Raw genomic sequence first — 25,124 nt, 5'->3', positions numbered from 1 at the left:
AAGCCTTTTCTGATGGGGGCCGGGGTTCAGGAAGCGGCTGCGGGGGACGTGTGCTCGACGACGGCGTCGGCGATGTGGCCGATCGTGGGGAAGTCCTTGATACGAACCCCGGATGCCAGTAGCGGCACAGCGAACTTCTCGGCTACCGCGGCCAGCATGCGGGTCTGGCGCAGCGAGTCGATACCCAGCTCGACCTCGACGTGCGCGTCTTCGGTGAACACGTCCGCGGGATAGCCGGTGATCTCCGCGTACAGGTCCCCGAGGACGGCCACCACCCTCTGGCGGTCCTGCTTCCCCTCGGCCGCGGCACCCGACGGAGCCGCGCCTTCGGGGGCGTTCCGCGGTGTCGGCCCCGGTGCCGGGGTGGGGGCGGCGGCCGGCTCATCGGCGGAGCTCTTCCGCTGCGATGTGGGCGCCGAAGGTGCCGGACCGGTGACGGAGTCGCGGGCCGGGACTGGGGGGAGCCGGGCCGTGGCCGCACCGCCGCCCGGGGTCCGCAGACCGGCTGCGAGCCGGGCGAAGTCTGGCGTGGCGGTGTTGTCCGGCAACGGGACGACGACCTGGACACGCGGGATGTTCGCCTCGACGAAGCGCGTCAAGGTGTCGCCGGTACCACACTCGACGACGTGGGTGATGCCCTCGTCGTACAGGGACCGCACGCAGTCGACGAAGCGGACCGGGCGGATCAGCATCTCGGCGATGTGGGTCAGCAGGTCGTCGGAGTCGTCGTGCCACCGGTCGTGGAACACGCATCGCGTGGGCGTCGTGAGGGCCTGAGCCCTGACCCCTGCCTCCTGCAGCGCTTCGCGCAGCGGAGTGACCAGCCCCGCCAGCAGACGGCTGTGGTAGGGATAGGGCGAACTCAGGCGGACGGTCTGCCAGTCGAGGGCCGCGGCGAGTCTTTCGACGTGGTCGAGTTCGGACGAGGTTCCGCTGACCACGCTTTGACGGGGGGTGTTGACGCACGCGACGGCCAGCGTGGGCGACGCGACGGCCCGCAGCAGGTGCTCCACCCGCGGCGGTGCGGCCTGCACGGCGAGCATGCCGCCGCGGCCCCTCGTCGTTCCGATGGCGCGCATGCGCAGGCAGATCACGCGCACTCCGTCCTCCACGCTCAGGATTCCCGCGCAGACGAAGGCCGAGAGCTCTCCGAAGCTGTGGCCGGCCACTGCGTGCGGCTCTATTCCGGCAGAACGCAAGCCATCGGCGGTGGCGAGGGCCAGTGCGTACTGCAGGAGCGGCAGCACGGCCGGCTCCTTGTCCTCCAGTTGCGCCAGGGTGGTCGGCGGGTCGCAGAGGGCTACGTTCTCCAGAGATGGCAGGTCGCAGGAGCGTGCGACGGCGTCGACGCGGCGCAGCACATCCATGGCCTCGGAGCGGGTGCGGCACAGGTCGGCGAACCCTTGCGGTGCGTACTGCGTCACACCCGGAAAGAGAAAAGCAACCTGGTGGTCCATGCGGTGTTCCATCCTTTCGACGCACCCTGTCAGGCAGCGCACTTGTGCACATCTGCGGGCGCACTCAACGGCACACGACGGTCTGCTGGTTGGTGCCGCTGGTGCCTGTCGCAGCGCGACGCCACCGGTGCGCTGATCCGATTCACCGGGCAGGTGACTGTCCGCGTCCGCGCAGGCTCGGACTCAGCGGGGGCGATCGGTGAACGGCGATCACGCCTGGCGCACGGTTGCACTCCGCAGGCCGGACAAAGCGAACCGCAGGATATTCTGCAGTTGTTCAGGCACGCTGACGGTTGATCCGGCTTGTTCGACTTGGTGCAAGCCGGGGCGCAGGCCGTATGAGAAGGCCATGGGGGCTGCCAGGGACGGGTTGACACACGACTCCGCCATGGCTTCGTCGCGCAGTTCCTGGTGTACGGCTTGGTGACTGGGCCCGGGCCTCACGGACGAAGGATCGATGTGGCGATGCACCGGGGAGCGCCGGGGGCCGGACGGTTCGGTCGAGGCCACGACAGATACCTGGATCGGGTTCGTCCCGCGCCTCACCCGCCGGGAGAACAGACCGCGACGAGGACCGGCTTTCGTCCAGTTCCGCAGATGTGGCGCGTCGGCATTTCCGGCCGTCCGGCCGGCGTCTCGGCGCCCCTCTCTCGCGTTCTGGATGCGAGTCGCCCACTGTGCTGAGCGGAGCGACCGATGATGTGTTCTTTCCTGCCCATGGAGTTGCCCATCCCGAAGTCGGTCCTTGGATCGCGTGATCGCCGTATCAGTGGTAGAGAACGGGTGCCCGCGCATATCCGAAGAACGCAGATTCAAAGCAGTCAAGGCGTGCACGCGCTGAACGATTGCGCACTTGTGAAAGCGTGCGGGGCGCCCTTACCCGTACGCGGAGGGGGTGCCCCAGCAGGCCGGTAGTCGGCTGAGCGTGCGTGACGGGCAGGCCCCGTTCTCTATCCCGGGTTGCGTGTTGAGCTCATCTGCTCCGCCAGGGCGCGGGCTTGCGGCTCCGAGGGGTAGCGAGCGAGGGCGTGTCCGAGCCGCTGACGCGCAGTGTCAACGTGCGCGGAATGCATATGCGGGTAAGCGCGCAGAAAGCTGCGGGCGTAGCGCAGCCCCTCGTCGAGCCGGCCGACGGCCAAGTACACCTCGGCAAGGCGCGCGAGGGTCAGCGCGGTACGCCTGCGGTCAGTCTGCGCGCGGTCGTGCGCTGACGCGTGCAAAGCCGAAAGGGCCTCCGCGCTCTCCCGCATCGCGCCAAGGGTCTGATAGCGCTGGTAGTTCAATGCCGCCCGCGGGTACACGAAGAAGGGACCCGCCGAGCTGGACGCGCGGTCGTGCTGGCGTTCGGCAGCGATCAAGTCGGCCCGGGCCTCGCGGAATCGGCCGGCACAGGCATGAGCGTGCGCGCGCTGGCTGAGCAGGAAGGCCTGAGCCGCCCCATCGCCGCGGCCGCCCAGCACAGCCACAGCCATATCGGCGAGATCGAGCGCCTGGCGCGGCAGGCGCAGCCGAAGCGCGTGGGTACTCATCGCGCGTAGCCCGATCGCGAACTGCCGCGCGTTCCCCGCGGCACGGGCCAGTTCGAGAGCGGACAGGTAATACAGCTGCGTCAGCCCGTGATGACCACTGTCGTCGCTCATGCCGGCCAGGATGTGTACGAACTGCGCGACGGCAGTGAACACCTCGCGATCCATTCTGGTGGCAGGGCGCGGTTTCACCAAGGCCGGCACCGCGTTGTCGCGCAGGTGGGCGACGACGAGCGGCCGGACGAGCCTCCCCCCGTGCCAGTCAGCCAGCTTCGTGAACGACGCGATCATGTCGCTGTGCGTCTCCAGTTGCGCTGCCGTGACCAAGTCGCCATCCACTGGGGTCGGCGCCTGCTCGGCGGCGGACCAGGGCAGCACGGCAAGGGACGCCACGCTGTAGGGCGTCCGGGAAAGCGGAATCCGCAGGTTCGAGTCGCCGTCCTGCCGCAGCAGGTCAAGTATCTGCTCAACCGGAGACGCCCACCTCACCCCGAATGCGGGAATGGCAGTGCTGTGCGACGACTGCAGCATGCCGGTGGCCCGAGAAGAGATTAAACGGCCGATGCGGCGAGACAGGGCAGCAGCAACGATATCGGGAACGGGGCGACGAGGGCGCGCCCCGGCCAGCCAATGCGCGACGGAGGAACGATCGTACCGAAGACTCAATCCCTGCGCCGCGCCCAGCGTGTTGACAGCCTTCGCCAATTGGGCGGCGCTCCACTGCGCCTCGGCCAGCAGTGCCGCCAGAGCCTCATTCCGCGTCCGCTCCGGCATGTGACCCTCAACTTCCCACACCTGACCCGGACGTCACCCGACCGCACGTTGAAGCATTCATTTCGCCTTGCGCCAACCGATCGACATTCGCCCTGCTTTACACAAGGTTCCCTGTGCGCAAAGCCATGACGCTCTCTTATTGGCCATTTTCCGAATGCTTTACGCCATGAGTGATGGATTGCATATGCCGTCTGGATTGGCGCGCAGGACTACCGTTGCAACTGAACGTTTCAAAATGACGTCCGGAGTCGTCCCCAGCAGATGATGATGCAGGCGAGTTGGAGCAGCGTGAGGTGGGGGTCGGCGCGTATCTCGTAGCGGATTCGTAGTCGTTTGAACCGGTGGGCCCGGGCGAAGGTCCGCTCGACGCCCCAGCCGGACTTGCCCAGTCCGGGACCGTGGACGGTGCCCTTGCGGGCGATCACGGCGAACCGGCCCCACCGGCCGTGTTCCCGGTGGATGTCGCCGATCGTCACCGGGCACAGCTCGGCAGCCCGTGCACCGGAGACGTATGCGATGTCCGTCTTGACGCAGTCGCGGCAGGCCACCACGTACGTCCGGGCATGCGGTAACTGCTCGCGCCAGCGGGAGAAGAACTCCATCACCGCCGCCCGTGAGGGAGGCACTCGAAGCCCGAAGCCCCCATGGTGAGGAGGCCTGTTGAACGAATCGATCGGTGACTCCGCCGACGCCCCGAATCGCATCATGATCAGGCCCCTGGGCCCGTGACGCCCTGAGCCCCCGGCGGGCTCCGCGCGCGGGCGGCGGGCGGGCGCACACCGCGAGGGCCCGGCCCCGGGGCCGGCTCCCCGGGGCCGGGCCGCTCACGTGGCACCGGCGGCCGGGGTCAGCTGGGGCGGTCACCCGCCTCGGCGACGACGCCGCGCTCCTGGACGGCGTCGGCCGACAGCAGGGTGCCGGCCGGGCCCAGGGCGGTGTCCCGGCTCAGATAGGTGCGCGAACCGAGGAAGGAGGAGTCCTTGCCGAAGACCCACTCCGAGCGCTCACCGCTGCGGGTGTCGTCGCGGACGATGCCGACGCCGTGCCGGCCGGTGGCGTCGGAGGCGTCCGCCGCCGAGCGCACCCCGGGGATGCGGGCGGCGGCCCGGTAGAGGGCGGCGGCCGTCTCAGGCGGCATGACCTGCTCGCCGACCAGGTAGCCGATCTGCTCGAAGACGGCCTGGTCCTGCTCTTGGCCGTCCTCCACCGGGGTCAGCTCGCGCAGCCGCCGCAGCAGCGCCGCCGGTTCGCGGGGCAGCTCGGCGAGCCAGCGGTAGGTGGGGCGGTTCACTCCGACCGGGGTGCCTCCGGTGTCACCGAACTCGGCGTTCATCCGGCTCATCTCGCCGTTCTCACGGATGTGGCCGGGCACCGTGACCCGGCCTGGCCGCTGGGAGCGCCACACCTCCCGCTGGTGCAGCGGACCGAGAACCGGCTTGCCGCTGGTCAGATCCGCCTCGCGGACCATGCTGCGGACATAGACGAAGCTGTCCTCCCCTACCGGGTCGGTGTCGGTGGCGAGGGCCACGGTGGAGGCGCGGTCCAGCACCACCTCGGCGGCCGGTGGCCCGGCGGGGGTCCCGGCCTCCGCGGTGCCGGACCGGACGGGGGGCGGGCCGAGGGCGAGGGCGGCGGTCAGCGCCCCCGCCACGGCGACACCGGCGGCGGGCAGCAGCACGGCGGGGCGGCGCAGCACCGGCCACCGGACCGCGGCGGGCGCCGCCGAACCCCGGCGACCCCGGCGGCCCTGGCTGTCCTGCCTGTCCCGGCGGTCCTGGCTGTCCTGGTGGGCCCGGTGGTCCCGGCCGTCCTGGTCGATCAGTCGCATCAGACGTTCCCTGTGCAGGTCGTGAGCCCGCCGGGGAAGCTCCGGCGCGACCGGCTCGGGCAGCAGCCGGGCCAGTTCCTCGACGTCGGGGATATCGGGGATGTCGTTCACGCGGGTTCCTCCCGTACGGACAGGGCCGCGGTCGCGGTCCTGTCGATGTCCTCTCCGCGGGCCCGGCCCGGTTCCACCGGTTCGTCGGCGAGTTTCCGCAGCCGGGCCCGGGCGCGGGACAGCCGGGAGCGCACCGTGCCCACCGGGACGTCCAGCGCCTCGGCGGCCTGCCGGTAGTCCAGTCCGGACCAGACGCACAGCACCAGCACCTCGCGCTCGGCCGGGCGCAGCCGGTCCAGGGCCCGGCGCACGGCGGCGAGGCGCCGCTCGTCGTCCAGCCGCCCGGCGGCCTCGGCGGCGAAGTCGGCCACCGGGGGCGGCGGGGGCTGGCGGGACAGGAAGCCGAGCCGTCTGCGCAGGCCGCGGTTGGCGTTGCGGGCCTTGTGCGTGGCGATACCGAGCAGCCAGGGCAGCAGGGGCCCGCCGTCGGGACGCAGTCGTTCCCGGCCGCGCCAGGCGGCCAGGAAGGTGTCCGACATGACCTCCTCGGCGCTCGACCAGTCGCCGGTCAGGCGCAGGGCGTAGTGGTAGACGGCCCGGGCGTTCTCCTCGTACAGCTCGGCGAACGCGGCGCGTTCCCCGGCCATGACGCGGGCGCGCAGGCCGCTGCCGTCGTCTTGTTCCGTGTGGCTCACATCTGTGCTCTCTCCGCCGCCCGGGCGGGGTTCCGGTGATCCACGCCACACGCGCCCTCCGGCGTCCCGGTCACGGGGACACGACCGGGGCCGGTGGCTCGCGGAACCTCCGGGCGCCGGTCCGGCCGGAAGGACCGGAGGGCCGGGTGGTCCGGTCGGTGTGGGGACTGGTGACGGCCTCTCAAGGGCCGCCATCGGCCCCGTCGTGGGACGGCTGGGCGCCGGCCGGCGCGCCGGTGCAGTCGCAGCGCGACGTGGATTTCGACCGCCCGGCCGAGGGTGTTCCAGCCGGGGCCGAGGAGTCGGGCGATGCGGTCGGGGCGCCGGACCACGGTGTTGACGTGGATGTGGGGGGGGTGTCCGCGGCTCTGGTGAGGCCGGCGCCGTGGGCGTAGTAGGCCTCCAGTGTGCGGTGAGCCGGGTGCCGCGCCGGGCGTCATGGGCGAGGACCGGGCCGAGGACCCGGTCGACGCATCCGGTGACGTCGGTGCGGTCACCGAGGAGGCTGCCGAGGAAGCCAAGTTCGGACAGGCCCGCACCGTCGCCGGTTCGGCCGAGGGCCCGAAGCGCCGCCAGGCAGCGGCGTGCCTCGTCGTAGGTGTCGGGCAGGGCCTCGGAGCCGGTGCCGGCGCCGGCGGCGCCGATGGTGACGGGTGTTTCCAGCAGGCCGGAGAGTCGCGGAGCGAGGTCACGGGCGAGTGGACCCGGCGTACCGGTGGGGTCAGCAGGACGGGGCGGGCGATCTGGGCGACCAGACCGCCGAGACCCTCGCCCATGCCGAGGCGGAGCTGCTGGAAACGGACGGAGACCGAGCCGTCGGTGACCCGCATGAAGGTGTCCCCGGCGACCGGGTCGTTGAGCGTGAGGTAGGCGATGTCGGTGCCCAGCAGGGTGCGGGCCCGGTGGACGATGGCGCGCAGCACGGCGTCCGGGTCGCGCAGGGCGGCCAGGTCGCTCGCGGTGTCGAACAGCGCGACGAGTTCGGCCTCCCGGCGCCGTCGCTGGGTCAGGGTGCGGTGGACGGCCCGGGCCACCCCGGTCGCCTCGGCGAGCCCGGCCGGCTCCCCCGGGCCGGCCCCGGTGGCCCGGGCCTCGGCCAGGGGCCTGTCCAGGTGTTCGGCGGGCGCGTCGGCGGCGAGCAGGTCGAGCAACTGCCGCAGCGCCGGGTCGGCTGGGCCGGGCCGGGTGGCCATGGGCGGCTTCCTCCCGGGTGGTGGCGGGGGCCCGGGCGCGCCCGCGCGGCCGGGCGGGGCACGGCCGGTCCCGGGTGGGTGCCCTCCCGCCGTGGGAGCGCGGCGCGGAGATGGCGGTTCACGCCCGTTCGGCGGCGGCGAACGGGTGGCGGTCGTGCGGCATGCTATCGCCGGCGGGTCGGGCGAGGTCGCGGCCGCGGGTATCCCTGACGACGGCGACGGCGACGGTGACGGTGGTGATCATCGCGGCGGCGCTCAGACAGAGGGCCACAGGGGTGCCGGAGTCGTGGTCCCGCAGCAGTGCCACGGCGATGACCGGGGCGAGCGCGCCGGCGGCGACGGAGGCGAGCTGGGAGCCCAGGGAAGCACCGGAGTAGCGGAGTAGCGGACCCCGGTGTCGAACATCTCGGAGATGAACGCGGCCTGTCGACCACGTGCACCAGCGCTCCGGCCGCCGCCAGCGCCGTGGCGCAGGCCCGGCCGATGCCGCTGCCCGCGCCGGTCACCAGGGCGGTTCGGGCGCTCAGATCCGCGCCGGTGCCCGGGGCGCCGAGGACACGCCGGGGTGGGGCGCGTCATGGTTCATGACCGGAAACACCAGGGAGCCCAGGCTGTGCCGTCCATGTGGTGAGGCACCACACCGGGCGCTCGCCCCATGGGTGCCGGAGCCATGTCCGGTTGTTCGCGCGTCCATACGCCTGTTCTCGCGTCTATGCGCCGCCGCGGAGGGCACACGAACTGCTGCACCGACCTCGTCCGTCCCTTTCACACACGGGAGTTGACCCATGCTGGGCATCGCCGCCGCCGTTCTGTTCTTCATCGCCTTTCTGATCAACGCCGCCGAGATCGGCACGAACGACGTGTTCTCCTCGACCAATGTCATGCTGCTGGGACTGACGCTTCTGGCGCTGCACGTCGCGGGAGTCGGCACCGCCTGGCGCTCCGGCCGCCGCCGCTGAGACACCGCGGGCACCGGCCGCCCCTCGCGCCACGGCGTGCGGGAATGGCCGGATCGGGGAGTGGACGGCGACGTACGGATTGGGCTGAATAGATGTCGTCCATCGCCGGACCACGCGGGTTCGAGGGGAGTCATGGCCGAAACCGCCGGAAACGCTGAGACCACCGAAAACACTCAAACCGCCGAAAAGACCGAGAGGCCCGAAGAGGCGGAGGTTCAGGCCAGAGTCCGAGAGATTCAGGATGTCTTCGCGCGCAAGCAGGCGGAGAGCAGGGGTTTGGAGGCGGAGCTCGACCTGGCGGCGTCAGCACGCCAGGCCATGGAGGCGAGGGCGCGGCCGGCCGTGGTCGCGGAGGAAGCGATCCTGGCCAAGCTGCGTGCGTCGGATCCGCAGTCCCCGGACGATTCCGGCCCGGAGATCTGGTGCGAGCTCTACGGATTCCTGGACCTGGGGTACAAGATCCACATGAATCCCTACGCCGTCGCCATGGTCACCAGCGCTGCCTCGGCGCTCGAAAAGGTCCTCGGTGACGCTGTCGAGGCGTTCCCGGAGCTCGAGGCCATGTTCATCCCGCTGCTCGCCGCCGTCTACGCCGAGGGGTCCGCGATCGAAGCCGTCAGCCAGGTGAACGGCTCAGTCGTGCTGATCGGAGTGATCCCCGACCCGATCCCCGTCCCCTTCCCCGACAACTAGGGCTTGTCCGGCCGATCATGTTCGCGGCCGGGTGATGCGGGCTGCGGTGGTCGCGGCGCCGAGTTGGGCGCGGCCGTGTTCGTCGTAGCGGGCGCCCACTGCTCTGGCGTGCTCGACGAGCCGGTTGATCGCGCGTTCGCCGGTGTCGGGCTTGTCGTACCGCTACCTGATCGAAGCCGGGTGGTCGTCCGCCGCGTGACCCTAGGCGCGGGCGGGCGGCCCGGCTGTCGGTCTTCTCCGGCATCGTGTGAGCCATCGCGGTCAGACTGGTGAGAGGTATCCACGCGGCGAGCAGCCCGACGGCCAGGGCGGCGTAAGTCCCGTTGCCGTGTCGCGCGATGGACTCCCGCCGCACAGACACCCCCGTTACCCTCCGTCCCCCGACGACTGTACTCCCGTGGCCTCGGGCAAGGGCAAGCCGCCAAAAGGTCATGGGAGTTGGCCGGACTCGCGTGGGGTCCCCGGCCGTTCGGGCGCGGTGTGCACATCCAGGACGGCGACCGGATCACAACGGGGCCGGCGCGAGGACACCTCGGCGCACGGCGTCCGGGTCGGCCTCACCGGCTCACCGCCTCGCTGGCTCCTGGCTCCTGGCTCCTGGCTCCTGGCTCCTGGCTCCTGGCTCCTGGCTCCTGGCTCCTGGCTCCTGGCTCCTGGCTCCTGGCTCCTGGCTCCTGGCGAAGGATGGCGTGAACTCCCCCGTCCCGGTTCCAGTCCGCGCCGGGCGGATGCCACCACGACGCGTCGTACCGGCGCTGCTTCCGCTGTCCCTCCTTCCACTTCCCGCCCCAGCGGGCACGCTCCCCCGCCGACGCCACTGTCTCCCGGGGCCTGGCCCGGAAGAGGTCGTACGAGCTCCGGGACAGCCGCGGCGCCGGGGTCGGCCGGGTCTCCTATGGGCGGCCACGGCGCACGATGACGATGTCCGAGGCCAGTGGCCGGTCGTACGCGGGGAGCTCCGGCGCGGCCACGCCGGACCGCCCCGGATCACCACCGCTGGCGCGGGGCCGACCACCGTGTTCACCCCCACCACCTCGCCCCGTGCGGAACACCTCCGCTCGCGCGGAGGCCGGCCTGGGAGCCGGGGCCCCGGGCCTTGCCGCCGGGGTGGAATGAGCGCAGGCGGTCGGCGGTGTCGCAGACGGTCAGCCACGGGGCCCGGATGTCGCGGATCGGGCCGTCCGGGCCTGAGTGTCCCTCGCACGAGGCGTGCTGGTGGCCTCGGGTTACTGCCCCGGGCGACATGTCCGCCGGCCACCGGTTCGGTGCGCGGTGCCCCCGGGTCCGACCGGCCCCCGCGCCGGTGGGACCCGGGGCCCGGTCACCGTGGTTCGCGGCCTGGCCCGGCCGGGCCCGGGGCTGGTGGGCCGAAGCACTCCGCCTCCCCGTGCTCCGGCATCAGGCAGACCCGCGCGCGCTGGGCGCCGGGGCCGTCGGCGGCGGCCATCGGCGTGACGATGTACGTCTCCACGCCCTGCCGGCCGGTCGCGGCGAGGTACTGCGTCCGGCCGTCCGGCATCCGCATCTCCACACGGTCGCCCGGCTTGAGGGCCGTGGCCCGCGCCCACACCGCCCGGCAGTCCTCACCCTGCCGCAGTTCCAAGCGCTGTCCGGCCCTGCCGGTGCGCTCCGCGACGGTGGAGACCATCCCGGCGCCGCCGCACCCCATCGTCCTTGGGTCCTTGCCCTCGCACGTCATGCCCGTGCAGCCGGGGTTGCGGATCGCCGGCTCGCCGGCGCCCGCGGGGGAGCCGGCACCCCGGGGCGCCATGACCAGCCCGCCCAGGCCGAGCAGCACCACCGCGCCGGCCGCGGCGCCCGCAGCCCACCGGTGCGGGCGCCGCGGTACCGGTCCCGCGCGCGCCGGGTGCCAGGCCGCCGGTGGGCCGCTGCCGGGTGCGGTGGGCGTCCCCGGGGCGGGTCCGGGCGGCGCGGACCGGCCGCTCCAGGCCGCGTCGGCCAGTTCCCACAGCACCAGGAGCCGGCCGGGTGATTCCCCCGCCATCGCGCACAGCGACTCGACGGCCCGGCGCGGCACCGGCTTCTTCCCGTTGAGGTAACGCTCCCAGGACGACTTGCTGTACGGCGTACGCGCGGCGAGCGCGGCCAGGCTCAGCCCGGTGGACTGCCGCAGCTCGCGCAGCGCGGCGGCGAGCCGGCTGCACTCGGCCGCCACGTCGGTCACCTCACTCACCGCCGTAATTCCCGCCAGGTGTCGGGCCCGACGATGCCGTCGACGACGAGACGGCGCTCCTTCTGGAAGCGCGTGACCGCCTCCTTCGTACCCTCGCTGTACAGCCCGTCGGCCGCCCCGGGGTCGATGCCGTGCTCCCGGAGCAGGCACTGGGTCTCGACCACGTCGAAGCCGGTGCTGTTGATGTCCAGCAGCATCTCCCGGGTGGGGCTGTGCCCCGCGCGCAGCTCGCCGTCCTCCCGGCGCACCTGGCAGGCGTACGTCTGCCCCCGGCGGTACCCCGTCGCGGAGGGGTCGGTCGCGCCGGAGCCTTCGTCCCGCCACGCGCCGGCGACGAGCAGGCCGGCGACGAAAGCGACGGCGACGGCGAGCGCGGCCGACACGAGCACGCGCCCCAGCGGCAGGGGCCGTCTCGTCCACCGGCCGCCCGGTCCGTTGCCAGAGGCCTCGTCCGGCGGTACGACATCCCCCGCCGCTTCCTGTCCCGCTTCCGCCGCCGCGACGCTGTCGAGACCGGTCGGAGCGGTTTCCCGCGCGGGGCCAGGGCCGGAACCGGGGCTCCCGGCCGCGGTGCCGGGGCCCCGAGAGCCGGCCGGTCCGGCGCCCGCCGCGTCCGGGGCATCCGGCTCCCTACGCGGGCCGGGCGGTGTCGCCGGTGCCCCCAACCGGTCGCCCACCGCCACCTCGTGAAGCACGACCAGCCGCGTCGCGTCGCTCCCGCACACTCGGGCGAGCTCCTCCACCGCCCGGCGCGGCACCGGCTGCTTGCCGTTGAGGTAGCGCTCCCAGGAAGAGCGGCTGTAGCCGGTGCGGCCCGCGAGCGCGGCCAGGCTCAGTCCGCTGTGGTCCTTCAACCGGCGCAACTGTACGAGCAGTTGACGTTCACGTTCGCCGAGCCCGGTCGGCAATTCCTTCCATCGGGCCATGCCCCCGTCCCCCTTCGTCGACTGCGAGGACCGCGAATCAAGGGCAGCGGTTCCCGTCCGGCGCGTCCCACGGCGTGATCCGGACAGGCCGGCCGTCCCACCGTCATCGCGTGGGACGCGGTATCCCAGCAGGTCAGACCGGGCAACGTCCCACCCTGCCCCCTCCCGGCAGCCATGTCTGGACCGGCCGAACCTGACGCGGGAAAGTCGTTGCCACGAAGCCGGGCGGCACCGCCCCCCGGCTCACCAACGGAGGGAACACGACCATGAATCTGCACAGGAGCCTCGCGCTCTCCACGGCGACCGTGATGCTCGGCGGCGGTCTCGCTCTGGGCGCCGCCCCGGCCGTCTCCGCCGCCCCCGCGGCCCCGGCCGCCGCCCAGGCGAGCTGGACCAATGCCTGGAACGCCACCATCAGCGGGGACTACCTCAAGAGCCACGGCAAGAAGTGGGTCTCGCAGGGCTACAAGCTGCCCCGCGGCACCAACATGGCGCGCGGCGTCTTCACCTGCTGGGGCGGCGGCAACGCCAAGCTCAAGGTGCTGATCCTGGACACCGGCAAGTCCGTCACCAAGCAGCACCAGTGCAACGGCAAGAAGCACTACGCGACCATCGCGTACAAGCGTGGCCAGACCGTCAAGCTCGTCCTCAACGGGTCGAAGAACACCCGCCTGGAGGCCTGGGCCGGCCGCTGACCCAGCGGGTGACCGGCAGCCGGGGACCGGTAGCCGGCGACCGGTAGGCAGCAGCCACACGGGGGTGGCCCGTTCCCGGCTCATGGCCGGGAACGGGCCGCGGGGTCACGTGCGGCCGGGGGCCGGCTGTTCCGCAGCGCGCATCCGCCCACTCGCCCACGCCGGGAGCGTGACGGCCGCGTCGATCACCGGTGGCCGGAAGCCCTCCGTCCGTCTCGATGACCGGCGCCCCGATCGCGGCTGCGAGGCCCGTCGCCTCACGCCCGTCGTACGGCAGTACGGGCCGGCTGCGGCACCCGCCCCGCCATCTGCCATGGCCGTCCCACCATGCCGGGCTCTGTCGCGGCGGGCAGGGTGATCCGGGCCGGGCCGACGCCGTACACGGCGCCACCGCTCATGTCTCCCCCACCGAGCACCGCCGAGGTCGCGATGCCCGAGGCCGGCCAGACACTGTAGACGGGCGGTGAACACACGGGGCGACAGGTGCCGCGTCGGCATCGATCGACCGCACCGGTCCACGCGGTCGACCACCGGGCGCCAGGATCCGCAGGGCGCGGACGACGGCGGCACCCGGTCCACGGGCATCGCCCCGCTCGCCAGGGGCAGCCCGTCGGGGAAGTCACCCGAGGTGGTGGCGGTCAGGAGGGCGGGCGCAGGGCGTCGGGGTTGAGGTGGGCGACCAGGCGGTGCAGGAACCGGTGGGTGGTGGCCTGTTCCGGGGGTGTCAGGACGGCGAGCGCCTCGGCGTTGACGTTCTCGACCACCGTCTGGGCGTGGGCGGCGAGCAGGGTGCCGGCCGGGGTGGGGTGCAGGCCGAGCATGCGCCGGTTGGTGGGGTGCGGGCGTCGTTCCAGAAGTCCCCGTTCGACCAGATCGGTGACCGCGGTGCCCATGGATTGAGCGGTGACGCCCGTCCGCCGGGCGGAATCGGCACTGGTGACACCGGGGCGGTGGACGGCGTGCTGAAGGGCGTTGTGCTGGGCGAGCGTGAGGTCCAGCGCGCGCAGGGCCCGTTCGAGCTGGGCACCGAGGGCGCGCCCGAGCTGCCAGACGAGGTAGCCGGTGGACGGCTCGAAAGCCGCGTCGGCGGCTTCGGCGGGAGGGGAGGAAGAGGCGGAAGAGGAGACGGCGGGCTTGTTCATGGTCACACCACTTGTCAGTCAGCTTATAAACTCTGCTAGCTTGTAAGCCACCTTACAAGTTTGGTGGTTCTTCCGGTGTCCTCTCCCGTGACCTCCCGCCCTCAGGCGCCGCCCATCCTGCTGCTCGGCCTGTTGTGCGCCATGGCTCCCATGGCGATCGATCTGTACGTCCCCGCCCTCCCCGCCATCGCGTCCTCGCTGGAGACCACTCCGGCGGCGGTGGGCATCACCCTGTCCGCGAACGTCGCCGGGCTGGCGGTGGGACAACTGCTCATGGGCTCGCTCTCCGACGTCCTGGGGCGCCGACGGCCCCTGCTCGCCGGCCTGTTCGTCTTCGCACTGGCCTCCCTCGGCTGTGCTCTGGCCTCCTCGCTGGCAGTACTGACCGTCCTGCGGTTCCTCCAGGGCCTCGCCGGCGCGGCCGGGCCGGTGCTGGGCCGGGCCATCGCCCGCGACCTGTACTCCGGCAGCAGACTGGCCCAGCTCTTCGGCACGCTCTCCCTGGTCATGGGCATCGCCCCGGTCTGTGCCCCCGTTCTGGGCGGCGGCCTGCTGCGCGTCTCCTCCTGGCACGGCCTGTTCACCGCGCTCGCGGTCGTCGGCGCCGTGCTGGCCCTGTGGTCCGCGCGCTCGATGCCGGAGACCCTGCCGCCCGGGCAGCGGACCAGTACCGGCCCGTCCGATGTCTTCCGCGCCTACGGCCGGCTGCTGGGCAACCGCACCTTCCGGGCGTACGCGCTGACGCTCGGCGCGCTCTTCGCCGTTCTCTTCGCCTACGTCGCCGGCGCCTCCTTCGTCCTCCAGAACGGCTACGGCCTCACGCCCACCGCCGCCAGCGCCGTCTTCGCCCTGGTCGCGGCGGGCATGGTGGCGGGCGGTGCGGCCACCGGCCGACTGGCCCGCCGCACCACCCCCCGGCGCATCCTCGCCGGGGCCACCGCCGTCCTCGTCGTGGCCGGCGCCGGCGTGCTGGCGGCCGCCTGGGCAGCGGCGCCCCTCGCGGTGCTCCTGGTCCCGCTCCTGGCGCAGATCGCCGCCTTCGGCTTCGCGGTGCCCTGCTGCACCACGCTGGCCATGTCCGGCCAGTCCGGTGCCACCGGTTCGGCATCGGCGCTGCTGGGTGTCACCCAGTTCACGACCGGCGCCCTGGTCACCCCCCTGGTCGGCCTCGGCGGCGCCGACCCGGCCCTGGCCATGGCCTGCGTCATGACCGGCGCGGCTGTCCTCGCCGCGACCGGCGCCCGCCTCGCCCGGCGCGTGGCCACACCCGGGCACCCCGGGCCTGCCGACCGGACCCACTGAACACCCCCGCACCCTCCCCTCCCTTCTTTCGACACCTTTCGACAGAGGAGCCCGTCATGGCCATCGTCACCGAAACCCTGCTGCTGCTCGGCCACGAGCAGCCCCTGCGCACCGTCCGGCGCGACGAGGAGCTGCTGCTCGCCGAACCGACCCCGGGACCGGGACCGGGACCGGGACCGATGAAGTTGTGGGCCGACCAGCCCCCGCTGGAAGCCGTGCACTTTCCCCAGCGGTACGCGGCCCAGCCGTTCGCCCCGCCGCGCGGGCTCTACGAGAACGACCAACTGCGCGTCGAGTGGCAGACCATGGACAACCGGCAGCCCTTCTACCACCGCAACTGCGACGTGGACGAGATGTCGTACCAGATCGCGGGCGAGCGCACCCTGATGACGGAGCTGGGCACCGTCGAGCACCGCCCCGGTGACTTCTCCCGCATCCCGCGCGGCGTCGCCCACGACAACTACGGCCGCGAGGAAAGCCATCTGCTCTTCTACACCCCCGCGCCCGTCACCGAGGAGCACACCGCCGACCAGATCGCCCAGCCTCTCTTCCCGCCCTTCGACGGCTGGGAGGCCGGCACCGTCACCGAAGTCACCACCCAGTGCCTGGGCACCCCCGGTCATGACGTGGCCGCCCACCGCGGCGACGAACGGCTGCTGTTGGAACAGGCCCACCACGAGCCCGGCCGGCTGACCCTGCTCCGCCCGGACCCGGCCCCCGCCACGACCACCTGGCTCTACCGGGCCGACGGCTTCCGGCTCGGCATCGTCCACCCGGCCGGCACGCCCGGCCGGCGGACCTACACCCGCACCCTGGACGCCGACGAGATCCAGTACCAGATCAGCGGGCGGCGCGTCCTGCTCACCCAGCGCGGCGCCCTCGAACTGACCCCGGGCGACTTCGTCCGCATCCCCCTGGGCGTCGCCCACACCAGCATCACCGGGGAGCCGGCCCGCCACCTCACCCTCCTCTCCCACCGCCCGGCCCCGCGCGTCGCCCCCGCCGCCCGCACCGCCGACCCCGTCACCCCCAGGCTGCTGCGCGAACTCATCGCCCACTGACCCACCGGCCACCACCGCCACCGCCGCCCCAGGGCCTTCGAACACCGCCCTCAGGCACCGCCTCACCGCGCCGCCCCACAGCCCCACCACCACCGCACTACCGCACCACCGCACCACCGCACCGACCACCGAGAAACCGGGAGACAGACCCCGTGCCCACCATGCAGGCCGTCACCGCCCACGCCGGCTCCGACCAGGTCCACCTGGACACCGTCCCCATCCCCGAACCCGGGCCGCAGGACGTCCTGGTCCGCGTCGCCGCCGCCGGACTCGCCCCGGGCATGCTGGCGCTCCTGGCCCGCGGGGCCTTCCGCCATCTGCCCACCGTCCTGGGCCACGAGGCCGCCGGCACCGTCGCCGTCGCCGGCCCCGAGGCGCAGGCCCACGGCTGGACACCAGGACAGCGGATCCGCGTCCACCCCCAGCTCAACTGCCGTACCTGCGCGGCCTGCACCAGCGACCGCGACATGCTCTGCGCCCAGCAGGCCATGATCGGCCACGCCGCCTTCGGTCCGGCCCCCATGCCCCTGTACGCGCGCTATCACGACGGCGGGCTCGCCGAATACCTCCGCGTGCCCCACTGGTTGCTCGACCCGCTGCCGGACAATGTCTCCTTCGACCTCGGCGCCAAGATCCACGACCTCGCCAACGCCCTGCGCGCCCTCAAGACCGCCGCCCTGCGCCCGGGTTCCACCGTGATCGTCACCGCCGCCACCGGCACCATGGGCACCGCCACCGTCAAGCTCGCCCCCCACTTCGGCATAGGCCGGCTGATCCTCGTCGCCCGCTCCCGTGAACGCCTGGACGCCGTACGCCGGCTCGCCGGCAGCCTGCCCACCGACACCGTCGCCCTGGAGGAGCTGGGCACCGACTGGGCCACCACCTCCGGCCTCACCACCCGGCTGCGCCACCTGCTGCCGCAAGGCGCGGACGCCGTCATCGACTACACACCCGACGGCCCCGCCACCTGGCAGGCCACCGCCGCTCTCGCCACCGGCGCGACCATGGTCCACATGGGCGGAAACCCCACCCCGCCCCCGTTCCCCGCCATCACCCTGATGGCCAACTGCTGGCGCCTCATCGGCACCCGCGCCTGCACCCGCTCCGACGTCCACGAGATCCTGCGCCTGCTGGAGACCAGCCTCCTCCACGCCGAGGACCTGATCACCCACCGCTCCCCGCTCACCGAAGCCCGGACCGCCCTGCACCTGCTACGGACCCGCACCGAACCCCTGTGGATGGCCGTCATCAACCCCTGACCCCGCGACCGGAACCAAGGCCCCGGTCGTCTCCCAGGTGGAGGCGGGCACCCCACCCGCCTCCACCCGCTCCAGCGGCGCTCCGACGTCCCGGCCCGGCCCGCGCCGACCCGGGATCGCGCCGCAGTGCTGTTCGAGGACCCGCCGAGGTACGGCTCTTCCCGTCGGCACGGCACCCTTCCGGTACGCCACCGAACCGGTGGCCCTGCGGGGGCGGCGATCTCCGTCGCCCGGTCCGCATCCATCAGCGCGTAGAGGTCGGCCGTGACCAGGGCGAGGCAGGGCACGACCAACCCGAAGCGTCCGGCACCCCGGCTCTGCCGCACCAGCCTGGCACGAAGACTGCCACGACCACGCCGCCGGGAATGGGAACCCTGCGTACCGCAATCCCGACCGTGATCCGCGCGCGGATGGCCGGCACCACCCGGCGCTGCGCGTACGCGACCGGCCCGCCGCGCAGATCACCGCCCGTACGGCGTGGGGGCGGCGGCGGAGTCGAGGGCCCCGGCGATCGGGGCGCCTCCACCGGCGGTCGCCCCGCACGTACGGCGCGCCCGCCCTTGCGCCCCGCGGATCCGGGCTGCCGACATGCGCGCTTGGCCCTTCGGCGGTCAGTTCCGGTGTACGCGTTCCACGAGGTGCCGGAGGCGGTCGTCGAGCGCCTTTGCCGGGTCGTCGCTGACGGTGGCGAGGGCGACCATGGCGGTCACGATGACGTCGCTCAGTTCCTTCCGTACGTCGTCCCAGTCGTGGGAGGCTCCTTTGCGGGGGTTGGCGGCGAGGGCGCCGTGCAGTGCCTCGCTGGCCTCTCCGAACTCTTCTCCGATCTTGAGCACCCGCAGCAGGCGCTGCTCCGTCTCGGTCCGGTCGCCGGCATTGTCGTCCAGCCAAGCGCGCAGCCGGTCGATCCGCTCCCAGGTGATCGTGTCCATCGGGTTTCTCCTTCGGTCGTGCGGGGGTTCAGAAGAGGGCGGGTGCGGGCTGTTGCTCGGTCCGGGCCGGAGGGACGACGGCCAGCGTCCGCGCTGGAGTGAGGGTGAGTTCTACCGAGAGGGCGGAGTGGTCGGTCAGCCGTTCCGGCATGGTGCGCGGCTCGTGGGCGTACGCGGCGCCGAGGAGACGGTCGGTGAGCCGGCCGGAGAGGTGGGCGTGGTCGTAGCGGTATCCGTCGCCGGTCTTGCCGACCCAGGAGTATGCGCGTGCCTGCGGGTGTGCCGTGCGGAAGGCGTCCACGTACCCCTGGGCGCCCAGGCCGGTGTAGAAGGCGTACTCCCACGGCTGGAAGAACCGGTATCTGGGGCTGTGGTCCGGCTCCAGGAGGTTGAAGTCCCCGATCAGCAGCCGCGCCCGGTCGTCTCCCCCGTGCAGCGCAGCAGCCAGGTCCGTGAGGAACGTCTGCTTCCGGGTGATCTTGGCCGGGGTGGCATCCCGGGAGGGCACGTAGATGCCGAAGACTTCCAGCGGACCGGTCGTCGTGTCCGCCGTCACGGCGACTGCCCGGTGGGGCAGGTAGTTCACGCCGCTGGGTGAGGGCCGGGTCGCCAGACGGCTGACGATCATCACGCCGCGCTCCCCGCGCGGCTCGGGCCCGGGGAAGGCGACCGAGTATCCGGCGTCGGTGAACCGCCTCTCCAGCAGGGCGCACCCGGCGCTGTCGGCGGTCTCGGTGAGGACGAGGATCTGCTCGGGTCGGGCGGCCAGGTAGGCGAGTTGTCGTTCGGCCTGTCCCCGGCTGGGGTTGTTGAGGTTGAAGGTCAGCACGCCGAGCGTGCCCGCGCTGGTCATCGACTGCCTCGCATCTGCCGCCCCTGGATCGCCGCGACGATGGAGCGGGCGACCTCCTGCGGCCCCGCGGTGCTCGCGTCGAGTCGCAGTACATGAACGCCGGCGGCCAGGAGGAACCTAGCGGCTTCGCGGAAGGCGGCGCATTCGCGCTCGCTGCTGCCGGTCGGTCCGGGTGTCCTCGTCCTGGTGGCCGAGCCCGCTGCCGTCCCGGCCGTGCCGATGGATCAGCGGCATCGAGCCGGGGGACTCCCCGCTCCGGGAGGCGATGAACGGCACGTGCGAGCCACTGTGGTGGAACTGCCGGATGGTCACGACGCCGCCCGGACCGCAGGCCGGTGCGGAGAAACCACGACGCCTTCGGGCAACGGCTGTCCCGTGTCCTCGAGACCGACGACGCCGTTGCACAGCAGGCTCTTCCCTGCACTTCACCCAGATGGGTGTGCGGCCTCTCCCTCTCGCTGCGGGCCTCCTCCGCACGGGTGCGTTCTGCGGAGGTGTTTCCCGCTTCGAGTCCGATGCGGAAACAGGCGGGGTGGGGAAACCGCGGTGTGGCCCGGGCCGTTGGACGGGCATGGAGCTGAATAGGCGAGCGGGACATCAGGGGACCGGGCCCGGAGTGATCACGCCGGACGGCTGCGCGGTCGAGTTGTACTCGCGGCTGCCGGTCGGGGCCGAGCCGGACATCGTCGCCGGTGCCGTGTCGCCGGGTGCGCACATCCTGGAGCTGGGTTGTGGTGTGGGGCGCGTGACCCACCCGCTCCTGGAGCGGGGTTTTACGGTGACTGCTGTGGACGAGTCCCAGGAGATGCTCGATCGCATTCGCGGGGCACGTGCGGTACGCAGCGCGATTGAGGACCTCGACCTGGGCGAGACGTTCGATGTGGTGATGCTCGCGTCGTTCCTCGTGCACGCCGGAGAGGTCGAAGTGCGGCGTGCGCTGTTGCGTGCCTGCGTCCGGCACCTCGCGGCGGGCGGCTGCGTGCTGATCCAACGGGAGGGTGAGGACTGGCACACGAACGTGCCGCGTGAGCGTGTCGACCCCAGCGGTTTGACGATGCGGATTGTGTCGGCGGAGCCGACTGGTGATGGGGCGAACTCGGTGCATGCGGAGTATGAATTTCCGGACGCCACATGGACCCAGACGTTCGTGTCCCGGCCGCTGACGAAGGAGCAGTTCGAGGGTGCTCTCGCAGAGGTGGGTCTGCAGGTGGACACGTACCTCACGGAGGACGGGACATGGGCGCGGTCGAGTCTCGCGGCGTAGGCGCGGGTGACTGGTCAAGCCCTGTCCGGCATGAGAGACGAGTTCGGGCCTTGGGAGTCCCTGGTCCGATACCCGGGCCGTCGAAGTGGCGGTTGGGCTGCTTGACGCTTCGCCGCGCCCCAGATCGTGGTTGGTTGGGGATCACTGGCTCTCCTCGGGGCGTGGGCGGGGAATGCCGAGGTCGGTGGTCCCGGTCGTGGCTCATGGCGGCGAAGAACTCGCCCCACATCGCGTCCGGGATGGCCCAGGGCTCGGTGGCCGGGACGCGCTGGCGAAGGCGGGAGCTGCGGAAGGCCGGCACGGCCTCCACCGGGCTGCGGTGGGCCGGCGCCCGGCGCCGCGCCTCCGAGACCGGCGCCGGGTTCATCAGCGGGCCGGACGGTGTGTCGGACGTGGCTCTTGCCGCGGCGCGCACTGAGGAACGCGAGGCGACCATCGCTCGCCCGGAGGAACTGTCGCGTGTGGACCCGTCGTCAAGTCCGCCTCGCACGGCCGGTACGTGCTGATCGGGCAGCCCGAGAGCGGATCATCCAGGAGCGCGTCGGAACCGTTTTATTCCTCCTGCGCGGCCAGTGGGAGGAGGAGTGGAGACCGACGGGTGGGCCGAAGTCGAGCGTCTTCTGAGCATGACGGGCCGGCGTGGGCAAACCCCGGCGGAAGAGGGGCGGGACCTGGCATGATCCGCGAATGATCGTCACTCCTGTACCCGGTGCCAGGCTGGAGCTCGTGCTCCAGCTTCTGCAGTCTGCCCACGCCAAAGCCTGGGACCTGAGCAACTACTCCTCCCCGGAGGAGCATCTGCTCACGTACCTGACATGGGCGACGGAGCAGTCGCGGCTGCTCGGGTCCCAGGTGCGTGCGAGGGACGTCGAGGCGTTGTTCTTCACCCCGGTCTACTGGGCGCTGCTGAACGGGGCTGGGCAGGTGGGCGGCACGCTGGTGCCGAAGGTCGCCAACCAGCTGATCGACCAAGAGGTCCGGCAGCGACTGGCCGACCTGGACCGGGCAATCAAGTCGACACGGGACACGATCCGCAGGTGGCCGGAGAAGGTCTCGACGCTGGTTCTCGACACGAGCTTCTTCATCGAACACGAACAGAAGCTGGAGGACGCCGACTTCTCGGCGCTCGCCGGGCAGGACGGTGGTGTTCGGATCGCTGTTCCGATGACGGTGGTGGACGAGCTGGACCAGCTGAAGGAGGCCAAGGCGGCCGCGCACGTCCGGTGGCGGGCGAGGTTGGGGCTGGCGGTGCTGGACCGGCTTCTGGGCGAGGAGCAGGCCAAGCTGGGCTTTGTGGAGGTCGAGGTCCTGCCGGACCCTCCGGGGCACATACGGCTGCCCGACGAGGACGACGAGATCGTGGACCGGGCCCTGGCGCTGCACGCACTGGCGGCCGGCCCGGTCCAACTGGTGACCTACGACACAGGGATGGCTCTGCGGTCGAAGATGGCCGGTATGCCGTGCTTGAAGCTGCGGAAGGACCCGGGGCCGGAGCCGGAGAAGAAGTAGCCGAACGCGGCCGCCCCGTGCGCTGCCCTTGCCTTCCCCGGCGGCCGGCGAACGGCCCGGACAGCCCGGACGGCCCGCCGGCACCGAGGCGCCCCGGCTCGGTCGGGAGCGCAACCTCGGTGTCGACCCCGCCCCGCGTCCAGCCGGCGGTCTCCTCACTCGGGGCCACGATGCCCCTCGGGCGCCGCCTTCGCAGGTCAGCGCACCCGACCACGCGGTTTCAGCGGCACCGGAGGCAGCGCCGGGGCCGGCAACCGACCCCCGTCGTAGCCGTGGACCTCGCCGAAGCGGGTGCCGGTCGTCCAGTCCTCGCGGGCCCGGGCGATCTCCTCGCTGGACCGGCCGACGAAGTTCCACCACATGACGATCTCCTCGGCGAAGGGTTCACCGCCCAGCAGCATGAGGCCGGCGTCCGACTCGGCGCGCAGGGGCAGTCGGGTGCGGCCGCAGCCGAGGTAGAGCATGGAGCCGGGCAGCACCGGGACGCCGTCCACCCGGGCCTCGCCGGACATGGCGAGGACGGCGTACTCGAAGTCCGGGTCGAGCGGGAGGCGGGTCTCGGTGCCGGCGGTGAGGGCCAGGTCGGCACCGGTCAGCGGGGTGTAGGTGGTTCCGGGCGAGGTGGCGCCGTCCAGGGTGCCGAGGAGCACCGTGGCGGTGAGGCCCGGGGCGGTGACGAGCGGCAGTTGGGCGTGGTGCTCGAAGTGCGGTGCCACATGCCGGTGTTCGTCGGGGAGGGCGACCCAGAGCTGGGCGCCGTGCAGGAGGCGGGCGTGGTTCCGGGGGCTCTCCTCCGAGTGTGAGATGGCCTGCCCGGAGGTCATCAGGCCCAGTTCCCGGGGGCGTACGGTCTGGCGGCTTCCGGTGCTGTCCCGGTGCAGGATCTCGCCCTCGTGCAGCCAGCTCACGGTCTGGAGCCCCATGTGGGGGTGCGGCGGCACCTGCATGCCGGGCTCGCCCGCGATGTCGTCGGGCCCGTAGTGGTCCACGAACGCCCAGGCGCCGACCATGCGGCGGCCCAGGTTGGGCAGCAGCCGGCGTACCTCGGTGGACTCGCCCAGCGGGACCCGGCGCGGGCTCAGCAGTTCCCGCACCGGCTCGGCCACCACGAAGCCCCGGCCGCCGCAGACGGCGGGCTCGGCCTGACGGTCAAGATTGCTCATGGGGTCAACCTAGCGGCCTCCGGGGGATCTTCAGGGCCATGGTGGAATTTTCAACCACCTAGTGGGGTTGGTGCGGGGTGCGGGTGCCGAGCACCCCGGGAGGCCCGGGTGCCGACCACCCACCGGGGGCCGCGGAGCACCCGGGCCACGGATTGCCGGAGGCGAGGGAATGAGCGAGACCTACTACGAGTCCGGGACGGCGGCGGAGCGCTGGGACCGGGCGCGGCTGTTCTTCGACGCCAAGGAGTACGGCGTCGCGGCCCGCGTCCTGGCCGGTCTGGTGGCGGAGGCGCCGGAGCAGGTGGCGCCCCGGCTGCTGCTGGCCCGCGCCTACTACCACTCGGCGCGGCTGAGCAGGGCCGAGGCGGAGCTGCGCGCCGTGCTGGAGCGGGACCCGGCGGAGTCGTACGCCCGGCTGATGCTGGGCCGCACGCTGGAGCGGCAGGGCCGGCCGGCCGAGGCGGCGGCGCAGCTGCGGATGGCGGCGGCCATGTCGGACGCGTACCGGACCGGCTGACCGGAGACCGGGCCGTTCCCACACCCCGGGGAGCCGCCCGGGGTGTGGGCGGGAAGGCCGGTGGTGTCACCCGTACGGCTCTGCCCACGGGGCAGCCGGTCCGGTACCGGCCTTGCATGGAGGCATGCGCCCTCCCCTGCTCCGGCCGGCGCGGCGTTCGCGCCGCGCGATCCGCCGTCTGTTCCTGTCCGCCGGTCTGCTGGCCACCGGCGCGCTGCCGCTGGCCGGCTGCGCCGGCGCCGAGCGGTCGCCCCGGGAGGCGGCGGCCGCGGCCGTGCTGTCGCTCTGCGAGGACCTCGGCACCCTGCGCGCGGATACCGGCCGGCTGGCGGGTCTGGACTCGCGCCGCTCGGGGGTGTACGACGTCCGGGACCTGCGGCAGGTGGTGGCCGACGACCTGGAGGTGCTGCGGACGAGCGCCCGGGGCAACGACAGGTCGGGCGTACGCGCGGTCTCGGAGGCGTACGACGGCCTGCACACGGCCGTGGACCAGCTGCCGCACGACATCACCGCCGACCGGGCCGCCCGGCGGCTGATGCCGCGGCTGGAGGCGCTGGACCGGGCGATAGCCGGCTCCCAGGCGTCGGTACGCTGCTGACGGCGGCCGGCGGCGTCCCTGCGGGACCGGTAGGCGCCGGGCGGGACGGCCCCGGTGACCCGTCGGAACGGTGGGCCCGGTGACCCGGACTTTGCCTGGACGGGCGGCCATGGGAGCCTGTGGGCATGTGGGAGGACGCGGCGGTGCGGATCACCGGCGGTATGGAGGGCGACGCCTACGTGCTCACGGTGGCGGGCGAGCTGGACCACGAGGACGAGGCGGAGTTCCGCGACGCGCTGACGGTCGCCGTCCAGGGGGGCTCCGGCCGGCTGGTGGTCGACTTCTCGGGGCTGGAGTTCGCGGACTCCACCGCGCTGCACGGGCTGCTCAGCGCCCAGCGGCTGCTGGCACCGCAGCGGCGCGAGCTCGTGGTGACGGGGCCCCTGCGCGCCCATGTGGCGCGGCTCTTCGAGATCAGCGGAACCGCGGACCAGTTCTCCCTCGTGGACAGCACCGAGGCGACTCGGGACCGATGAGCAGACCGATCCCTCCACATGAGGCGCACCAGGGTGGGCAGGCGCCCGTCATGACGG

General features: G+C 72.5%; 24 protein-coding genes and 3 pseudogenes. 11 read left to right on the top strand and 16 right to left on the bottom strand.

Going from position 1 to position 25,124, the window contains the following annotated elements:
* Positions 1–26: 26 nt before the first annotated feature.
* The 8 genes and pseudogenes from NX801_RS03510 to NX801_RS03475 form a co-directional block, all read right to left on the bottom strand.
* Complete coding sequence (locus tag NX801_RS03510) at positions 27–1,457, bottom strand: acyltransferase domain-containing protein (protein ID WP_258785381.1); 1,431 nt, start codon at positions 1,455–1,457, stop codon at positions 27–29.
* Between the two features lie 950 nt (positions 1,458–2,407).
* On the bottom strand, positions 2,408–3,757 hold the full coding sequence (locus tag NX801_RS03505; protein WP_258785380.1) for an NsdA family TPR-like regulatory protein: 1,350 nt from the start codon (positions 3,755–3,757) through the stop codon (positions 2,408–2,410).
* Positions 3,758–3,987: 230 nt separating this feature from the next.
* On the bottom strand, positions 3,988–4,383 hold the full coding sequence (locus tag NX801_RS30970; RefSeq protein WP_428986050.1) for a hypothetical protein: 396 nt from the start codon (positions 4,381–4,383) through the stop codon (positions 3,988–3,990).
* 221 nt (positions 4,384–4,604) lie between these two features.
* The gene (locus tag NX801_RS03495) at positions 4,605–5,696 is read right to left on the bottom strand and encodes a CU044_5270 family protein (RefSeq protein ID WP_258785379.1); all 1,092 of its coding nucleotides are present in this window, start codon (positions 5,694–5,696) and stop codon (positions 4,605–4,607) included.
* Positions 5,693–6,283 carry an RNA polymerase sigma factor gene (locus NX801_RS03490; RefSeq protein WP_258785649.1) on the bottom strand — a complete coding sequence of 197 codons (591 nt, stop codon included), beginning with the start codon at positions 6,281–6,283 and terminating at the stop codon, positions 5,693–5,695. Before NX801_RS03490 ends, NX801_RS03495 begins: the two co-directional genes overlap by 4 nt.
* 293 nt (positions 6,284–6,576) lie before the next feature.
* Positions 6,577–7,524, bottom strand: a pseudogene (locus NX801_RS03485) (helix-turn-helix domain-containing protein); the annotation flags it as partial.
* Positions 7,525–7,642: 118 nt separating this feature from the next.
* Positions 7,643–7,956 (bottom strand): annotated as a pseudogene (locus NX801_RS03480) (MFS transporter); the annotation flags it as partial.
* Positions 7,947–8,051 (bottom strand): annotated as a pseudogene (locus tag NX801_RS03475) (SDR family NAD(P)-dependent oxidoreductase); the annotation flags it as partial. The pseudogenes NX801_RS03475 and NX801_RS03480, both read right to left, overlap by 10 nt.
* A 258-nt stretch (positions 8,052–8,309) precedes the next feature.
* Between NX801_RS03475 and NX801_RS03470 the strand changes: the two are divergent.
* Positions 8,310–8,483, top strand: coding sequence for a hypothetical protein (locus NX801_RS03470; protein ID WP_258785378.1), 174 nt, complete (start codon positions 8,310–8,312; stop codon positions 8,481–8,483).
* 132 nt (positions 8,484–8,615) lie between these two features.
* On the top strand, positions 8,616–9,176 hold the full coding sequence (locus NX801_RS03465) for a hypothetical protein (protein WP_258785377.1): 561 nt from the start codon (positions 8,616–8,618) through the stop codon (positions 9,174–9,176).
* A gap of 1,321 nt (positions 9,177–10,497) precedes the next feature.
* Here the strand turns inward: NX801_RS03465 and NX801_RS03460 are convergent.
* Both NX801_RS03460 and NX801_RS03455 read right to left on the bottom strand, forming a co-directional pair.
* Positions 10,498–11,370, bottom strand: a complete 873-nt coding sequence (locus tag NX801_RS03460) for a helix-turn-helix domain-containing protein (RefSeq protein ID WP_258785376.1) — start codon at positions 11,368–11,370, stop codon at positions 10,498–10,500.
* Positions 11,367–12,296 (bottom strand): helix-turn-helix domain-containing protein, encoded by a 930-nt coding sequence (locus NX801_RS03455; RefSeq protein ID WP_258785375.1) that lies wholly within the window; start codon positions 12,294–12,296, stop codon positions 11,367–11,369. The genes NX801_RS03460 and NX801_RS03455 overlap by 4 nt, the downstream gene beginning before the upstream one ends.
* 266 nt (positions 12,297–12,562) lie before the next feature.
* Between NX801_RS03455 and NX801_RS03450 the strand changes: the two genes are divergently transcribed.
* A complete protein-coding gene (locus NX801_RS03450; protein WP_258785370.1) occupies positions 12,563–12,991 on the top strand; it encodes a hypothetical protein in 429 nt (142 codons plus the stop codon).
* A gap of 638 nt (positions 12,992–13,629) precedes the next feature.
* On the opposite strand, the gene NX801_RS03445 is transcribed toward NX801_RS03450, so the two are convergent.
* Positions 13,630–14,133: a MarR family winged helix-turn-helix transcriptional regulator gene (locus tag NX801_RS03445; protein WP_258785369.1), complete on the bottom strand. Its 504-nt coding sequence runs from the start codon at positions 14,131–14,133 to the stop codon at positions 13,630–13,632.
* Between the two features lie 87 nt (positions 14,134–14,220).
* Here NX801_RS03445 and NX801_RS03440 point away from each other — a divergent pair, with 87 nt between their 5' ends.
* The 3 genes from NX801_RS03440 (at position 14,221) to NX801_RS03430 (ending at position 17,755) form a co-directional block, all read left to right on the top strand.
* A complete protein-coding gene (locus tag NX801_RS03440; RefSeq protein ID WP_258785367.1) occupies positions 14,221–15,435 on the top strand; it encodes a multidrug effflux MFS transporter in 1,215 nt (404 codons plus the stop codon).
* 56 nt (positions 15,436–15,491) lie between these two features.
* Entirely contained in the window at positions 15,492–16,496 is a 1,005-nt protein-coding gene (locus NX801_RS03435; protein ID WP_258785366.1) for a cupin domain-containing protein, read from the top strand.
* 161 nt (positions 16,497–16,657) lie between these two features.
* Positions 16,658–17,755 carry a zinc-dependent alcohol dehydrogenase gene (locus NX801_RS03430; protein ID WP_258785648.1) on the top strand — a complete coding sequence of 366 codons (1,098 nt, stop codon included), beginning with the start codon at positions 16,658–16,660 and terminating at the stop codon, positions 17,753–17,755.
* Between the two features lie 611 nt (positions 17,756–18,366).
* Here the strand turns inward: NX801_RS03430 and NX801_RS03425 are convergent.
* The 4 genes from NX801_RS03425 to NX801_RS03410 all read right to left on the bottom strand — a co-directional run bounded on the left by NX801_RS03425 (position 18,367) and on the right by NX801_RS03410 (position 19,950).
* A complete protein-coding gene (locus NX801_RS03425; protein WP_258785365.1) occupies positions 18,367–18,687 on the bottom strand; it encodes a MazG-like family protein in 321 nt (106 codons plus the stop codon).
* 28 nt (positions 18,688–18,715) lie between these two features.
* Positions 18,716–19,540, bottom strand: coding sequence for an endonuclease/exonuclease/phosphatase family protein (locus tag NX801_RS03420; RefSeq protein WP_258785364.1), 825 nt, complete (start codon positions 19,538–19,540; stop codon positions 18,716–18,718).
* 117 nt (positions 19,541–19,657) lie between these two features.
* The gene (locus NX801_RS03415; RefSeq protein ID WP_258785363.1) at positions 19,658–19,852 is read right to left on the bottom strand and encodes a hypothetical protein; all 195 of its coding nucleotides are present in this window, start codon (positions 19,850–19,852) and stop codon (positions 19,658–19,660) included.
* On the bottom strand, positions 19,849–19,950 hold the full coding sequence (locus tag NX801_RS03410) for a DUF5999 family protein (RefSeq protein WP_428986058.1): 102 nt from the start codon (positions 19,948–19,950) through the stop codon (positions 19,849–19,851). The genes NX801_RS03415 and NX801_RS03410 overlap by 4 nt, the downstream gene beginning before the upstream one ends.
* 161 nt (positions 19,951–20,111) lie before the next feature.
* On the opposite strand from NX801_RS03410, the gene NX801_RS03405 reads away from it, so the two are divergent.
* Positions 20,112–20,804: a class I SAM-dependent methyltransferase gene (locus NX801_RS03405; RefSeq protein WP_258785361.1), complete on the top strand. Its 693-nt coding sequence runs from the start codon at positions 20,112–20,114 to the stop codon at positions 20,802–20,804.
* A 687-nt stretch (positions 20,805–21,491) separates the two neighbouring features.
* A complete protein-coding gene (locus NX801_RS03400; RefSeq protein WP_258785360.1) occupies positions 21,492–22,313 on the top strand; it encodes a PIN domain-containing protein in 822 nt (273 codons plus the stop codon).
* 197 nt (positions 22,314–22,510) lie between these two features.
* Here the strand turns inward: NX801_RS03400 and NX801_RS03395 are convergent, their stop codons facing one another.
* The gene (locus tag NX801_RS03395; protein WP_258785357.1) at positions 22,511–23,476 is read right to left on the bottom strand and encodes a pirin family protein; all 966 of its coding nucleotides are present in this window, start codon (positions 23,474–23,476) and stop codon (positions 22,511–22,513) included.
* Positions 23,477–23,645: 169 nt separating this feature from the next.
* On the opposite strand from NX801_RS03395, the gene NX801_RS03390 reads away from it, so the two are divergent.
* From NX801_RS03390 to NX801_RS03380, 3 genes are all read left to right on the top strand, one after another.
* Complete coding sequence (locus NX801_RS03390; RefSeq protein WP_258785355.1) at positions 23,646–23,993, top strand: tetratricopeptide repeat protein; 348 nt, start codon at positions 23,646–23,648, stop codon at positions 23,991–23,993.
* A gap of 124 nt (positions 23,994–24,117) precedes the next feature.
* Positions 24,118–24,591 (top strand): hypothetical protein, encoded by a 474-nt coding sequence (locus NX801_RS03385; RefSeq protein ID WP_258785354.1) that lies wholly within the window; start codon positions 24,118–24,120, stop codon positions 24,589–24,591.
* A gap of 125 nt (positions 24,592–24,716) precedes the next feature.
* The gene (locus tag NX801_RS03380; protein ID WP_258785353.1) at positions 24,717–25,067 is read left to right on the top strand and encodes an STAS domain-containing protein; all 351 of its coding nucleotides are present in this window, start codon (positions 24,717–24,719) and stop codon (positions 25,065–25,067) included.
* Positions 25,068–25,124: the final 57 nt, after the last annotated feature.

It is taken from the genome of Streptomyces pyxinae (assembly GCF_024756275.1).
GTDB classification, from domain to species: Bacteria; Actinomycetota; Actinomycetes; order Streptomycetales; family Streptomycetaceae; genus Streptomyces; species Streptomyces pyxinae.
This window is presented reverse-complemented; position numbering and strand designations above follow the sequence as displayed.